The organism is Streptomyces sp. NPDC088194 (genome assembly GCF_040702025.1).
Taxonomy (GTDB): Bacteria; Actinomycetota; Actinomycetes; order Streptomycetales; family Streptomycetaceae; genus Actinacidiphila.
In genome coordinates, this window is the sequence record NZ_JBFBIV010000043.1 from 23,183 (window position 1) to 38,228 (window position 15,046).

Genomic DNA, 15,046 nt, shown 5'->3' on the forward strand with positions numbered 1-15,046 from the left:
CGCGGTGGGGCACTGCCCAGCCGCCGGCTGGACGGAGGGTGAACATGAAGAGTGTCAGCATCACCGTGAGGGGCGCGCACGAACTCGAAGCGACGGCATCGACCGCCTCGACTCCGGCCATCCCGGTCGCGGTCGCGCCGGATACCGCCGCCGCGGCCCGCAAGGCCCGGTTCGGGCACCTCCCCGAGCACGTGCGCTACGAGGACCTGGTGGTCGGCCAGCCCGTAACACCCGGTGACCCGGCCCGCGACGCGTACAACGCGGAGTCGGCGTGGTGCTCGTACAACTGCCTCGCCTTGGACCTCGGGCTCTGACGGTCCCGTCGAAGGCATGACCGTGCCCGGCCGCGACCCTCGCGGGCCGGGCATGGTGGCATCCGGGAGCTTCGAATATCGCCGGGCCTGGGCGGCCGGATGCGTGGGCGCGGCGCGCCCCACTCCACGGCCGCCTCGCACCCCGGCGTCCTCCGCCGCGGCCCCGGATACGCTCCCGCTCCTCTCAAGACACCGCCTCACGCGGCGGCGGAAATTTCTCCGGCCGAGCACGTGCGGACACATGTGACCGCCAATGGACACACCTGGTATCAATCGTCTGGCCCTTTACGCCTTGGATGAAGCCGCTCACCACGGTGCCGAACTCGGCGTCCTTCGCGACCTTTACCTTCATAGCTTCGCCGCGGAGCAAGGGCGGCCGGCGACGTAGCCGGCACGGCGCCCTGACGCCTGCCACGCTCCTGACGCACAGCCAAGCAGCAAGACCACCATCTACAGCTGGAGTACTGGGGCCCAGCACCGCTCTGGAGCAGCCCTGGAATTCGAGGGCCCTGCTGGTGGTCATCAGAGAGCGTCCTTGGTGTGGCCTCGGGCGAAGTCCCATGGGGCGGGTGCATTGGCGGCCGCGTACTCGTCTGCGATGCCGAAGACACTCCCGCATCCTGGGCATTCCGCCTGGCCGAACAGGTGCGTCAGGCCCCAGGCGAGCCGTTGCCGGCCATCCCGTACAGCCCATTCGTGCAACATCCTGCCGGTGCCGGTCAGCTCGTGCGGGACGGCTGGCCGGAGGGGGATCTGGTGGACATCCCCCAGATTCCAGTCCCGGATCGAGGAGTAGCAGCCGTAGTCGCCGACCGCGATCGTCACCGGTGCGTCGCAGTGCGGGCACGCGGCAGTGACGAAGGAATCGGTGAAGTCGTCCAGGGCCTCGAACCACAAGGTCTGGCCTTCGAACGCGAGCGCGGCCCGCAGCCGCCCCAGGTAGATCTTCCCGTCCAGGCCAGACCGCAGCCGGGCGGCGGCCATGGTGCGAAGCTCGGCCAAGGCCGCCGCGCAGCGGGCGACTTCTTCGTCGGCGCCATGGGGTTGAAGGAGGCCACCCGCTATCGCTCCGGCCAGATCGAGCGCCCAGTCCTCGGTCTTCGCGATGTCCGCGAGCTTCGGCAGTGCGGCGATGCTTGCCGGGGTGATCGTCCCCTGGTGGCACAAGCGCCCCCAAAGCCGGTCGATGGCCTCCTGGTCACGACCGATGGCTCGGTCCAGCAGCCCGGGTATCGCGTGTGCCGGGCCGTAGGCGTCGTGGAGTGTGGACCAGTCGATCATCCGGTGATTCAAACACGCTGCGGAGCGACCTCTGGGGGCGGTGAGTCGTGAGGGGGATCACCTATGCCACCGCAGAGCTCGGGCACCCGTGCCTCCCTCGCCGATCGGCTGACTGGTTCCCTGCGGACGACCACGCCGACGTGTCCGTGCACAGCGATCTGTATTCGCTCATCCCGATGAGTGGCCGTGTCGTCGCGAGGCAGCAAGCGGCCTATCAGTCAAAGCCACACGTACGGCATGAGCGCTTTCAGCCACACCCAGGCCCCTGGGTCTCCCGATCGTACGAAGGACCGGAATCCACCCACCAACAAGGTGAGGAGCGCTTCACCTGGCGACGCTCGCCGAGTGAAGCGCTCCGTCGGACATGACTACAGGCCGAGGGCCTCGGCGGCGAGCTCGGTGCCCCGCAGGCGGGCGTCGATCTTGGCGAAGGCCAGGTCCCGCGAGGTGGAGGTGTCGTCGGCGAAGGGGGCGAAGCCGGCGTCGTCGCAGGTGCCCAGCTGGTCCACCGGAATGTGCCGGGCGGCCTCCAGGACGCGGTCGCGTACTTCCTCGGGGGTCTCGACCCTCGGGTCGATCGGATCGATGACGCCGACGAACACCCTGATCCCGGGACGCAGTTGGTCGGCGATCATCCGCAGGACGCGCTCGCGGTCGGGCTCGCCGGCCAGTTGGAGGTAGAAGTTGCCGACCGTGAGCCGGAACAGTCTGGGCAGCAGCCCGGCGTAGTCGACGTCGAGGCTGTGGGTGGAGTCGTCGTCGGCGCCGGGGTCGGTGTGTACCCCGAGGCGCGCCCGTTCGTCTTCGGTGAACCGGCCCAGGACCTTGTTGTTGAGGGCGACGAAGTCGTCCAGGACACCGCCGGAGGGGTCGAGCTTCAGCGACAGCCGGCCTTCCGTGAAGTCCAACTGCACGCGGTGCGCGCCCGCGTCGAGGCATCCGCGGATCTCGGCCTCGGCCTCGTCCGCGAGGTCACCCAGGAACGCCTCGCGGGAGTACCCGTCGATGCCGTCGGGCGGGTAGAGCAGGCTCAGGGCCGAGGGGGCGACCACAGACTGCTTGACGGGGAGGCCGGTACGGGCGCGGGCGGCGCGCAGGTAGGTCTCGGCCCGGACCTGGTAGCGGAACGGTCCACCGGTCAGGACGGGCAACTGCCGGGTGTGCCCGTCGGCGAAGGGGATGGTGACACCGTCGGTCCCAAGGCCCGCGAGGCCGGTGAGGGGGTACGTGAGGGAACTGGGCTTGCCCTGGTCGCCGTCGACCAGGACCTGGCTGCCCAACTTGTCCAGCCGGTCGAGAGTGTCGGCGACAGCTTCGCCTTGGACTCCCGCCAGCTCCGCGTCGCTCAGGCGCCCCGCGGCGTGTTCGGTGAGCGCCAACTGCAGGGCGGGTGAACGGGGAAGGCTGCCGATCGGCTCCGAAGGAATGCTCATGATCCACACCCTAGAAGTCACCGGTACGCCCCGGATCGGGAGCGAAATCCGCCCGACGGCGGTCGCTCCGCGAATCCCGGGGCGTTCGGCGGAACCTCGTCACCGCTCATGAACCATGAGGTTCACCCGATCGGGCTTCTGACAGAGAGTCGCGGGTTGACTTCTTGTGGTCGGACAGCCGGATTCCACCCGGCGCGCCCGGGGAAGCCGCCGGCACGAGCAGAGCGACGGCCCGTGGACGCTTCCTCCTCACCGCCCGCCGGTACGGCCAAGGCGCTGTCGTCGTTCCCGACGACGGCCTCCAACGCGGCCAGGGCCCGTAGGTGCTCATCGTCGGTCAGCTCAATGTCGTCCACGGCCTCGGACCGTACGCGCCACCCGCCGGCCACCACGGCTGGTACGACCCAAACCACCCGCCCGGGCCGCCGGCGGGCGCCTCGTGGACTTCACACCGGGCGGGAGAGCCGCGGCGTCGGACAGGTGTGCCCGTGGGACTTGGTGGTGACCACCATCGGGACGGACCCCGAGGACCAAGCTGCGGCAGCCTGGATCATCGCCGACGAGATCATGCGGGCGCGTACCGATGTGGACGACCTCGCCTACCGGCTCTGGCGTGACAGTGCCCTGCGCCCTGGGCGGCACCCCGCTGGTCGGCCCCGACCGCGAGCACGTCCTGCTGTACGCCGCCCCGGTGTTCGAGGCCAACAACCTCACCGGCGTCACCGGCTACGTAGGCGAGTGGCTGTGGTATCTCTCCACCCGCGATCTTCTCCCCGGGCCGGGCCGCAGCGTGGAGGTCCTGGACCCGCCCTCGTCGACGGTGACCGGCAGCGGGCCGGACGGGCTGGTGATCCACCGGGTGCCCGGCAGTGAGCTGGGGTTCGTCGTCCGGTTGTGGGAGACGAAGGAGTTCACCGCGGAGAAGACGTAGCCGAGTGAGACTGTAAATCGTTCGGTGCAACTCCCGATCATTTGACGGACCCGTACAGGGCAGAGGGTGCGGGCAGGAAGATCGGGGGGCTGGCTTCGTTGATGTCCAGGGACAGCGTTTGTCGACGGTTTCCGAAGGCAGTTAGTGATCAACGAGATCGGAGATGTCGAGGAGAAATCACGGCACTGCCGCGTCCGCGAAGCGGAATGTCGGCGTACAGGTCAGTGCCCTACCGGGTACAACCGAACGCGCACAGGTCCAAGACGACGCACAGGGATTGATCTCGGTTGTCCCGTATATCGGGCGTCCACGATCGGCAGGACCGACCGCGCCCCGTGGCACGACAGCGCGTGCGCCCGTGAGATGGTTGCCGTCATGACAGTTGGCGCGCCGGGCGGCGAGGTTGCACTCGAGACGAGTCGCCTGCTGCTCAGACCTTGGCGGGTAGCCGAGGCTGTCGTCCAGCGTGAACTGTGGACCGAACGTGATCCACGAGTGCCGCCGCACCGTCGAGTCGACGCTGACGGACACCCCACTGTCGCGGAGCTCGAGGATTCGATCCGCACCAACGAGGTGTGGTCGACCGGGTTGCTGGCAGTCGAACGGAAAGCCTCTCGTGACGTCATCGGCTACTGCGGGCTGGTCGACAGCGGGCGAGAGCCGGTAGGGGAACCGGAACTGGCGTTCGAGCTGCTACGCCGAGTTTGGCGTCAGGGATACGCGACCGAGGCCGCGTTGGCGGTTGTGGAATGGGCGCGATCGTCTGGGTACGAACGTCTGTGGGCCACGGTCTGGGACTGGAATACCGCTTCTCGCCGAGTGCTGGCCAAGATCGGGTTCACCGAGACCGATCGGAAGGAAGTGGACGCGGTGCACGGGACCACCTTGTTCACCACGAGACGGCTCTGACACGCCCGACGTTTGACTGACAACGGCCAACACAAAGACGCGCCGGGAATCGCGCCTACAGGTATCCCGGCTCCCCGTTGGCCACGAACCGTGTGAGGGACTGCTCCAGCAGCTCCAGAAATTGCCGCAGATCATCAGCCACCCTGTCGGGTTCGGGTTCATCCGGTGATGGTGTGCGCGTCCGGTAGACCACCCCGCTGGGGCCGGTGACGTAACACAATCCACCACCGTTCGAGCCGATGACCAGGCCACGAGGCTCCTCGCCCGTGCCATCGCCGACGGCGCCGTACTCCTTGAGCCGTAGGAGAACGTCAGGCACCGGGTCGACGAAGTAGCCGTTGCCGATGTCCTCCCAGGCGATGTCGCCGATGCTCTCGTAGAGGGTGACCAGGTCGGCGGAGGCGAGACCCACCTCGGCCAGAGCGCGGGCCGCGGTCTGGTCGTCGGGGTTCGCCAACCGGACCCGATTGGTGCCCGCGGGATACCCGTGCCGGCGCTCGAACCCGGCTGTCATGGTCTGCAGAGTGCCTGAGGTCCTGCTGATCCACGCGGCCACCCAGGCAGGTGACAGTGAAGGTCCACTCATGAAGCCGATCATGGCACGCGCCTCGGACGTCACCGCGGACAGCCACCAGCCATTGCTTCCCGGGATCAGCACGGGGACTTGAGCTGTCGGAGGGTGACGGGACAGCAGGCGAGTTCGAGGAACGCTTCGTGGACGTCGGCTCTGCGTTCCCAGCGGATGCGCGGACGGCGGAAGCCATGCAGCCATGCAGCCAGGCGAAGGTGCTCGACCACCCACCGGTAGGGGCCCGCGGTAGGGGCCCGGCCCAGTGCGGTGCCGGGTGCCGCGTCCGGCGATCGCGGGCACGATGCCACGATCGCGGACCCGGTCACGGTAGACGTCGTGATCGTAAGCCGGCCGCGCGGGTGGATCGTCGACCTGCGGCTCAACGGCGGGGGCGGCATGTGGCCGATGCTCGCCGCCGTCGCCGGGCTGCTGGACCCCGGCGACCTCGGGTACTTCGCGCTGCCCGGCGAGGCCGCGATGCAGCCGTGGTCCCTGGGCCGGCGCTGGGTCACGGCCGGCCGCCGGCCGCGGCCCTGCGCGAGCCACCACGCCCTGACCGTCACCGCGCAGACCGCGACCCGGCTGCGCGAGGCCGCCCGGGAGCGGCGGACCACCCTGCTGCTCGGCGCCTTCATGCACGCCCTGGCCGCGCAGACGGGCCAGGACGACCTCTCGGTGGGTTCGATCTTCGCCAACCGTGCCCGGCCCGAACTGCAGGGCACCGTCGGGATGTTTGCCAACCTGTCGGTACTGCGCTCCCGGCCGGCCGCCCACCCGCTGCGGTGCGCTGCGGACCTGGGGCGCAAGGTCTTCGCCGCGCTCAGCCACCAGCAGATGCACCACGGCTCGCTGCCGTTCGGCACCAGCGCCGAGGCCGCGCACGGGACACGATCGGCGTGGTGGCCCAGAGGCACAGGGCGAGAACGTTGACCACCGCCCACGGTCGGGCTGTCACGCAGCCGATGGAGCAGGTGGCAACACGAGGCGGGGGTTAGGTCACTGACGCGCTCCAGCCGTCTTCGGCCGAGATGAGCAGGGCTCCCTGGTGCAGGTCGAGGCTGCAGGCGGCGGTGGGCTTCCCCAGCTGGATCAGCGAACCGGGGCCCTGGAACGCATCGGTGTGAACGTGGAAGGCATCCGGGTCGGTGCAGCTGACGGTCCGTAGCCGCCAGGGAGCCGAAGGGGTCTCGTCGGGGCGTGGTGGCACGGCGAGTTGGAGCTGGGCGGTGGCCGGACACTCCGCGAGGTGACCCGTGTGCGCTGCGGTCCACGCGACCATCGTGAGAACCGCCTGCGAAGGCACCGGTACCGGCACCTCGGAGACGGAAGGGCTGCCGGCGAGGGAGGGGGGACGTCGTTCGGGGGCGCGGGGAACCTCGATGAGGTCCGCGCGGCCGGTACGTTCCTTGAGGATGCCGGCAAGCCGGCGGGCGGTGTCGGGGTCTGCGCGCTCGCCCCAGGTCCGGATCACGTCACGGAATGCCGCCTGCCGGCGGCGGGAGCCGCGTCGGGAGCCCGCGGCCAGGATCGCTGCACCCGCATGCTCCAGGACCCGGCACCAGCGAAGGACGGGAACGTGATCGGCGCGCTTGGCGTAGCGCACCGAGCGCAGCTCCAGCATGATGCCCTGCAGCAGAAGAGCGGCAGCACCCGCGTCGGTTCCCAAACCCCCGGCCTGCGGCGGCCGGAGGCGCCCCAACTCGGCGGTACGAGGCGGGGTGAGAGCGTCAGCACGCCGACCGGCAGCCGACTGGTGCCAGGAACCGTCGTCCACACGGCACTCGCCCGCCTGGGCACGGATACGGTCGCCCGTGCCCAGGGATATCGCGATCTGCGACCGACCGGCATCCACGACCACTCCCCGCGGGTCGCAGAAGTCGAAGACGGCGTCGGTGACCCCCTCCAGCCGCAAGTCCACCAGGGCAGGTGACGCGGGCGCGCTCTCCCCGGTGGAGAACCTGCGGTCAGCGGCCAGGCGTAGGAAAGCGGTCAGGCGCGTGCCGGCACGCTCGAAGCGCAGGTGGCGAACCGATGCCGTCGCCAGCGCGTAGTCGGCGACCAGGTCCTCGACGTACTGCGGAGTGAGCCGGCATTGCGGCGCCCTGACATGCCCGAGGGAGTCGCGGCCCGGCAGATCAGGCGCGGCCGGCGCGAGGAACGACTCGGGTGCGTATCCGGCGACCGCGGCCCGCTCGGTCATCCACGCACGCCGCCGCTCACCGAGAGCGGCCATCCACTCCAGTACCTTCCTCGCCCGGCGCTCGCGTTCAGCGGCGGACGACGTGCACACGGCCCAGAACAGCGGCTGCACGTTGTTGTCCCACACATCCGCTGCCGCGCATATCGCTTCCCGGTCGAACCAGCGAACGTCCGCCGCGGCCTGCGCGATCTGCTCCACCGACCGGTCCAGCAGCGCCACCAGCACGGGCATCGCCGATGCCCCGCCCCGCGGCACATACGGCACGTGCGGCGCGCCGGGCGACGAAGAGGGTCCTCTGACCATTGCGTGATCCTTCCACACCGCCCGCCATGCCCGCCCCACGAAGAAGACATCGGCAGCATCCCGCCGACCCCATGAACTGCCTGACCATCAACTCACAGCGGCGCACGTGCAGAAGCCGCATCGCCGACACCGAGCCGACACCGAGCCCCGCCGCCGCAGCCGCAGCCGTGGTCCTCGGGGCGTCACAGGCTCCGGCTCAACCTCTCCAGCAACGGCGCGGCGGCCGTCAGAGCCCGCAGTTCCGCACGGGTGAACTCGCCCGTGGCGAACGCTTTTGACACCTGGTCGGCCCAGGCGCTGTGCTCGTTCCTCAGCGCTCGGACTCCCGCCTCGGTCAGGCACGCGACCACCCGCCGGCCGTCAGCGGGATCGGGGCGGCGCTCCACCAGGCCCCGCTGCTCCAGGCTGAGGAGCGTCAGGCCCATCGCCTGCGGGGAGATCCCCTCGGCCCTGGCCAACGCGCTCGCCGTGGACGACCCGGCCCGGTCCAGGCGTGCCAGGGCCGACACCTCCGGCATCGTCAACTCCCCGCGAACGGTCACCTGACGCAGCCTGCGCAGGAACGGGCTCAAACTCGCCTGCAACGCGCACGCCAGCAGCCTCTCCTCCCGGTCCTCACCCATGATCGAACGGTCACCTCTCACCGCACTCCTCCCCCGACAGGTTCCTCTCGGCCTCCGGCCACCCACCGGACCGGAAACACCCCGCACAGACCGCACACGTTGCTCATGCTGTTCCCCCGCTCACCGCGTGCACGGCCCCGTGAGGCAGCAGAGCGCCGCCTCACGAGCCCGCACACCTCCGCGCGCTACTTCCCGGACTGCGGGACACCGGTGTAGATCGACTTGTACTCCAGGTAGTTGTCCAGCGCCTCGGGGCCCAGCTCCCTCCCGATACCGCTGTCCTTCATGCCCCCGAACGGTGCGCCGAGGTCGAGGTTGTAGTTGTTCAGGCCGATGGTGCCGGTCCGCACCCGGCGGGCGATGCCCAGCGCGCGCTCCTGGTCACCGGACCAGACCGACCCCGCCAGACCGTAGGCGGAGTCGTTCGCGATCCGCACGGCCTCGTCGTCGTCGCCGAACGGGATCACCGCGATCACCGGACCGAACACCTCCTCCCGAGCCAACTCGTCACTGTTGTCGACATCGGCGAACACCGTCGGCTCGACGAACCAGCCCCGCCCGGGACTGACCGGGCACCCCCCACCGGTGACCAGCCTGGCGCCGGAGTTGCAGCCCGCGTCTATGAAGCCGAGCACGCGGTTGAGGTGCGCCTCGCTGGCCATCGGGCCGCAGGTCGTCGACCGGTCCAGGGGGTTGCCCAAGGTCAGCTCCCGGGCGAAGGACGCCACGGCGTCGACGACCTCGTCGTAACGGGCACGGGGGGCCAGGATGCGGGACTGGGTGGTGCAGGTCTGGCTGTTGTTCATGAACGACGCGTTGTACAGGCCGGCCCGCAGCGTGTCGATGTCGCCGTCGTCGAGGAAGATCGCAGCGGACTTCCCACCGAGTTCCAGCGTGCACCGGCGGATCAATCGGCCGCACTCCGCACCGATCACGCGGCCCGCCGGGGTCGAACCGGTGAACGCGATCTTGTCGACCAGCGGATGCGACACCAGACACGCCCCGGCCTCCCGGCCGGCCAGCACGATGTTCAACACACCCGGCGGCAACCCCGCCTCCGCCGCCGCCTCACCCAGGACATAGGAATCCAACGCGGTCTCCGGGGACGGCTTCAGCACGATCGTGCAGCCCGCCGCCAACGCGGGGGCGATCTTGAACATCGCCAGCACCTGCGGATAGTTCCACGGGACGATCGCCCCCACCACCCCGACCGGCTCCCGCCGCACGATCGTCGACCCGCTCGCGGACGCACGCACCTCCTCCAACGGGAAGTCTTCGATCAGATCGGCGTACATCCGCAGCAGATTCGCCGGAGCCGCACCGTTGAACGCGTTCGACAACGAGATCGGCATCCCGTTCTCACGGCTCACCAACACCGACGTGTCCTCGGCGCGCGCCGCCAACGCGTCAGCGAAACGCCGCATCACCCCAGCCCGCTCCGCGGTGGTCGTACGCCCCCAGGGGCCCTCGTCCAAAGCGGTGCGCGCGGCCCTGACGGCCGCGTCGATATCGGCCTCGCTCCCCAGCGCCGCGGTGGCCAGCGTCTCGCCCGTCGCCGCCTCGACCACGCGAAGCGTCTCGGTACCCCGCGGCCCGGCCCATTCGCCGTTGATGAAGAACCGCGTGCGGTCCGGTACGGTCCCGGCATTCGGGATGAACGTCATCGTTCCTCCATGGAGTGAGTGAGTGCACGCCCCACGGGCGTGTCGCCGGCGACACCGGCGAGTTCCTCGGCGTAGCGGATCGCGGGCCCCGGATCGAAGGAGCGGATCATCTGCACCTTCTCCGCTTCCAGCGAGCCCTCCGCGTGACTGTTCAGCGCCGTCTGGTAGCCGCCGAAGTCCCGCACCGTCAGATCCGCGACCAGGTTCGCGATCCGCAACCGGCGCTCACCCGGAACGGCACCGGCGTAGTACTTCTCCAGCACCGCGCGAATCCGGGGGTCCGCCCAGTCCTCGGCACCAGGCCCGGTCACCAGCAGCCCACCGGCGAGGTCGACAAGGATCGCCGCCGCGTCCGGATACCCCTGCGCGAAGGTGTATTTCGCGAGATTCACCACCAGCGGGTCCGGCCGCCACACGCCCCGCTCGTCCGGCCCGGCACGAACGTCGGACAGTTCCGCAAGTCCGCGGACGGTCTCCGCCCACGACACCACCCGGGCGAGCTTGTCCCGGACGTGGCCCGCCCCGCTGATGCCGTTGGCCTCCGCGACCAGATGCGCCGCCCCGACCATCAGATCGAGGAAGGGCAGCTTGTAGTTGATCGCGGTGTGCCGGTGGAAATCGACGAACGCCAGGGTCAACGGGCCGGCCGTGGCCGACTCCCGTTCCAGGAAGACCCGTTCACGAGGGACCCGCACATCGTCGAAGACGGTCAGCGACTCCAGCATCCGGTGCCTGCTCGACAACGGGAACTCGAACGCGTCACGCTGCCCCGCCGCGTACGGAGAGACGTACAAGGTGAGTCCCGGCGTGGCCGGCGGGATCACGAACGACACCGCGTAGTCGGCGTCCCCCGGCCCCATCGCCCGGGTGGGCAGCACCAGGATCTCGTCCGCGTTGGGCGAGTACGTCGTCTGCGCCTTCGCGCCGCGCACGGTGATCGAGTCGGCGTCGGAGTCCACGATCCGCAGATACAGGTCGGGGTCGGCCTGCTGCGACGGGGACAGCACACGGTTGCCCTTCGCATCGGTCTGGGCGACCGCCAGCGCCAGGTCCTCGTCCAGGCAGCGCTGGTGAAAGGCCCGCGCACGCTCCAGCCCCTCACCCTGACACGCCCGCAAGAGCGCGAACAACGCGTCGCTGCCGACCTCCTTCAGCACGATCGCCCCGGCACCCCGCCGGGAGATCTCCCGCAACAACCTGCTGCGGGCCACCAGGTCCTCACGGGAACGCGGCAGGTGGTAGAACGCCGAACACCCGTCGACGACCGCGAGGTCCGGCCGGTCCGCCGAGATCGAGAAACACAGCCCGCACCGATCGGTCGCCGACCGGATGTCCGGTTCCTGCTCGACATCGCCGACCCGCCGGCCGCGGTAGATGACGGTGCGGTCGTCCACGAGCCCCTTGCGGTACTGCTCTGCGGTACGGATACCCACGGCGCTCCCTCGTCGAGTTGCTGTCAGTCGTCATGCCGGCCGAGCCCGGCGCCCTCGGTCATGCCCGGCCGCCCTCGGCCGTGCCCGGTCGTGGTCGGCCGTGCCCGGCCGTGGCCGGCCGGCCGCGCTCGGCCGTGCCCGGTCGGCCGCGCACGTCATACGCGACGGGCCTGGCGGTGCCGCCCGACCGGCACCGCCTTCTCGGCTGCCGTCGGCGTGGAGAAGGCGGCCTTGAGCGCCTGACGGTCGATCTTGTTGCTGCCCGTGCGCGGGATCTGCGTGACGATCTCGATCCGGCGCGGCCGGTGCAGTCCCCGCAGATCGGGATGGCCCGCGCAGAAGTCCGCGATGTCCCGCGCGGTCACGTCAGGGCGGACCGGGCGCACGATCGCGGTGACCTGCTGGGTGAACCGCTCGTGCGGGGTCCCGATCACGGCGACCTCCGCGATCAGCGGACACCCCTGCAGATGACCCTCGACCATCTGCGGGTAGACGTTCTCCCCACCGCTGATGATCATGTCGTCCATGCGCTCGACGTAGAACAGGTCACCGCCCTCGCCCTGACGGACCAGGTCACCGGTGCGCAACCAGCCCTCGACGATCCGCTGCCTGTCGACCTCCGGCAGCCGCCAGTACCCGGCCGCCACCGCGTCCCCGCGCACCTGGAGTTCGCCGACACCGCCAGGGGCGGCGGCGCGGCCGGTCGCGGTGTCGACGATCCGCCACTCGACGATCGGCTCCAAGGGCCGGCCCAACGAGCCCTCCTGGCGCGGCCGGCCCGGATGCTGGGTGATCGCCAGGCCGCACTGCTCGGTCTGCCCGTAGGCATTGACCGGGACGACCCCCACCGCTTCGGTGAACGCCCGCAACCGTGCTTCGGGCAGCGCCGAGCCCCCGATCCCGCAGATCCGCAAGGAGTCCAACTCCCGCTGCCCGGTGCCCAGCAGGTTGACGATGTCGATCATCATCGTGGGCACCAGCGTCGCCACCGTGGGCCTGAGCGCCTGGACGTCGTCGAGCCAGCCCGCGGCGTTCCAGCGCCGCAGCGTGACACTGCCGCCGGCCAGGAACAGCGGAAGCGCCGCCCAGCACAGGCCGCCCACGTGGAACAGCGGGGTGGCCACCAGACCGTGGTCCTCGGGCCCCAGATCCCACAGGTCCACCACCGCCTCGCACTCCGCGGCCACGTTGCGGTGCGTCAGGCGCACCCCCTTGGGCACACCCGTGGAACCGCTGGTGTACATCAGCAGCGCGTCATCGCGGTCCAACCGGGGAACGGTGGCCTCCAACCGGTCACCGGCGATCGCCTCACCGAAACACACCCCCGCGCCAGGACCAGCGGCCGTACCGACGGTCACGACGTGCTCGGGCGCGACCGAGTCGACGCTGCCAAGCAGCCGGCTGGCATCCGACGCGAGCGTCACCAGCCACGACGCCCCCGAGTCCCGGACCGCGTGCGCCAGCGTCGACGCCGTGAACATGTAGTTCAACGGGACCGCGACACCACCGGCCTTCCAGATGCCCAGCAGCGCCGGCAAGTACTCCGGTTCGTTGTGCATGAACACCCCGACCCGGTCCCCGGGCCGCAACCCACCCCGGACCAGATGACCCGCGAAACCGGACGCGATACCGAGCAGAGCCCTGTAGTCCAGGGTGGAGGCGCCGCACCGCAGCGCCACGGCACCGCCGTGACGCCGGGCGACGCGATCGATCGCGTGGAGAATGTTCATCGTCGGCTACCGGCGGGTGAAACCGGGGTAATCGGCGTCGATCTCCGCGTCGAGAGCCGCGAAGTAGTTGTTGGCGCCGCCGTGGTAGTTCATCGCCACGATCGGCTTGCCCGGTATGTTCCCGCCCAGGAACCACGCGTGGACGTCGGCGCCCTTCGCCAGCAGCGTGCCCTGAAGGAGCTCGGCCATCAGGTCCGTCCACTTGTCGACCGCCTCCGCGGTCGGCTCGATGACCGTGTACCGGTCCTCCCGCATCTGCGCGAGCGTCCGCCCGATCCACCGCACCTCCCGGTCCACGACAGCCGGGATGTTCGCGAACGGCACGTGCGGCCCGTCGACCACGAAGAGGTTCGGGAACCCGTCGACCATCGCACCCAGATTCGTCCGCGGGCCGTCCTGCCACTTGTCCCTCAGGTGGGCCCCGTCCCGCCCGACGATGTCGAGGGTGTGATAGCTGCCGGTCACCGCGTCGAACCCGGTCGCGAAGACGATGACGTCCACCGGGTAGTCGGCCTCCGCCGTCCGCACGCCGTCCGGGGTCACGTCCACGATCGGCTTACGCGACACGTCGACCAGCGAGACGTTGTCACGGTTGAACGACTCGTAGTAGAGCGTCCCCAACGGCGGCCGCTTCGCCAGCAGCGGGTACCTAGGGCACAGCAACTCGGCCGTGACCGGGTCCTTCACCGTCTCCCGGATCTTGCCGCGCAGGAACTCGCACACCAGCTCGTTGGTCGTCTCATCGACCAGGACGTCGTCGAAGGTCTCGAACAGGAACTGGAAGTGGCCGATCCGGTAGCCGCGCTCCAGGATCTCCTGCTGCTCCTGCGGCGAGACGTCCTTCGCGACGCGGTGGGCCGAGTCGTAGGGCAGCGCGAAGTTCTGCGCGAACACCTTCTGCCAGATGGTGTCGTACTCCGCCCGTATCCCGCGCCACGCCTCCTCGTCCAGGGCGTGGTTGCGGGCCGGCAGCACCCAGTTCGGGGTGCGCTGGAAGACCGTCAGATGCTCCGCCTGCGCGGCGATCTCGGGGACCAGCTGGATACCGGTGGCACCCGTGCCGATCAACGCGACGCGCTTGCCGCGGAAGTCCACGCCCTCCCGCGGCCACCGCGCGGACTGGTGCCACTCGCCCCGGAAGCCGTCCAGGCCCGGGAACGGGGGCCGGTACGGGAAGGACGAGTGGCCCAGGCCCGTCGCGAGATACGTCGCGCGGTAGGTCTCCCCCGCCCCGGTGGTCACCACCCAGGTCCCGGTGGCCTCGTCGAAGACCGCGGAGACGACGTGGGTGTCGAACCGCATGTCCTTGCGCAGGTCGAAACGGTCGACCACGTGGCGCAGGTAGCGCTCCACCTCGGGCTGGCCCGGGTAGCGCTCGCTCCACGACCACTCGTCGAGCAGCTCCTGGGAGAAGCAGAACGCGTACACCCAGGACTCGCTGTCCGTACGCGCTCCCGGGTACCGGTTCCAGTACCAGGTGCCGCCCACGTCGCCGCCGGTCTCCAGCACCCGGGCGGTCAGGCCGAGCCGGCGGGTTTCGTAGAGCGTGCGGATGCCGGCGAAACCGGCCCCGACGATGAGGACGTCGACGTCGACCGCGGAACCGCCGGCGTCGCTGGACGGAGTGTTGCTGGGGGTGGACATACTGATCTTC

At 69.9% G+C, this 15,046-nt stretch carries 13 protein-coding genes and 1 pseudogene; 4 read left to right on the forward strand and 10 right to left on the reverse strand.

The genetic code is table 11. The features are described 5' to 3' along the window. Positions 1–44 precede the first annotated feature (44 nt). A complete protein-coding gene (locus tag AB0399_RS23320) occupies positions 45–314 on the forward strand; it encodes a hypothetical protein (RefSeq protein WP_366412645.1) in 270 nt (89 codons plus the stop codon). A gap of 522 nt (positions 315–836) precedes the next feature. Here the strand turns inward: AB0399_RS23320 and AB0399_RS23325 are convergent. Together AB0399_RS23325 and AB0399_RS23330 are read right to left on the reverse strand one after the other, a co-directional pair. Beyond that, positions 837–1,595, reverse strand: a complete 759-nt coding sequence (locus AB0399_RS23325) for a hypothetical protein (protein WP_366412646.1) — start codon at positions 1,593–1,595, stop codon at positions 837–839. Between the two features lie 368 nt (positions 1,596–1,963). Beyond that, positions 1,964–3,028 (reverse strand): 5-methyltetrahydropteroyltriglutamate--homocysteine methyltransferase, encoded by a 1,065-nt coding sequence (locus tag AB0399_RS23330; RefSeq protein WP_366412647.1) that lies wholly within the window; start codon positions 3,026–3,028, stop codon positions 1,964–1,966. A 613-nt stretch (positions 3,029–3,641) separates the two neighbouring features. Between AB0399_RS23330 and AB0399_RS23335 the strand changes: the two genes are divergently transcribed. Then, positions 3,642–3,959, forward strand: a complete 318-nt coding sequence (locus AB0399_RS23335; RefSeq protein WP_366412648.1) for a hypothetical protein — start codon at positions 3,642–3,644, stop codon at positions 3,957–3,959. A gap of 375 nt (positions 3,960–4,334) precedes the next feature. After that, entirely contained in the window at positions 4,335–4,868 is a 534-nt protein-coding gene (locus AB0399_RS23340; protein ID WP_366412649.1) for a GNAT family N-acetyltransferase, read from the forward strand. 55 nt (positions 4,869–4,923) lie between these two features. Here AB0399_RS23340 and AB0399_RS23345 read toward each other — a convergent pair whose 3' ends face one another. Both AB0399_RS23345 and AB0399_RS23350 read right to left on the reverse strand, forming a co-directional pair. After that, positions 4,924–5,382, reverse strand: coding sequence for an SMI1/KNR4 family protein (locus AB0399_RS23345; RefSeq protein WP_366412650.1), 459 nt, complete (start codon positions 5,380–5,382; stop codon positions 4,924–4,926). Positions 5,383–5,519: 137 nt separating this feature from the next. Next, positions 5,520–5,784, reverse strand: a pseudogene (locus AB0399_RS23350) (IS5/IS1182 family transposase); the annotation flags it as partial. A gap of 132 nt (positions 5,785–5,916) precedes the next feature. Between AB0399_RS23350 and AB0399_RS23355 the strand changes: the two are divergent. Beyond that, complete coding sequence (locus AB0399_RS23355; RefSeq protein ID WP_366412651.1) at positions 5,917–6,369, forward strand: condensation domain-containing protein; 453 nt, start codon at positions 5,917–5,919, stop codon at positions 6,367–6,369. 61 nt (positions 6,370–6,430) lie between these two features. Here the strand turns inward: AB0399_RS23355 and AB0399_RS23360 are convergent, their stop codons facing one another. From AB0399_RS23360 to AB0399_RS23385, 6 genes are all read right to left on the reverse strand, one after another. Further along, the gene (locus AB0399_RS23360) at positions 6,431–7,942 is read right to left on the reverse strand and encodes a hypothetical protein (RefSeq protein WP_366412652.1); all 1,512 of its coding nucleotides are present in this window, start codon (positions 7,940–7,942) and stop codon (positions 6,431–6,433) included. A gap of 182 nt (positions 7,943–8,124) precedes the next feature. Continuing rightward, positions 8,125–8,565, reverse strand: a complete 441-nt coding sequence (locus tag AB0399_RS23365; RefSeq protein WP_366412653.1) for a MarR family transcriptional regulator — start codon at positions 8,563–8,565, stop codon at positions 8,125–8,127. Between the two features lie 185 nt (positions 8,566–8,750). Then, positions 8,751–10,229: an aldehyde dehydrogenase gene (locus tag AB0399_RS23370; protein WP_366412654.1), complete on the reverse strand. Its 1,479-nt coding sequence runs from the start codon at positions 10,227–10,229 to the stop codon at positions 8,751–8,753. Next, positions 10,226–11,662, reverse strand: coding sequence for a 4-hydroxyphenylacetate 3-hydroxylase N-terminal domain-containing protein (locus AB0399_RS23375; RefSeq protein WP_366412655.1), 1,437 nt, complete (start codon positions 11,660–11,662; stop codon positions 10,226–10,228). Before AB0399_RS23375 ends, AB0399_RS23370 begins: the two co-directional genes overlap by 4 nt. Before the next feature lie 155 nt (positions 11,663–11,817). Next, entirely contained in the window at positions 11,818–13,392 is a 1,575-nt protein-coding gene (locus AB0399_RS23380; RefSeq protein WP_366412656.1) for a class I adenylate-forming enzyme family protein, read from the reverse strand. Between the two features lie 6 nt (positions 13,393–13,398). Then, a complete protein-coding gene (locus tag AB0399_RS23385; protein ID WP_366412657.1) occupies positions 13,399–15,036 on the reverse strand; it encodes an NAD(P)/FAD-dependent oxidoreductase in 1,638 nt (545 codons plus the stop codon). Positions 15,037–15,046: the final 10 nt, after the last annotated feature.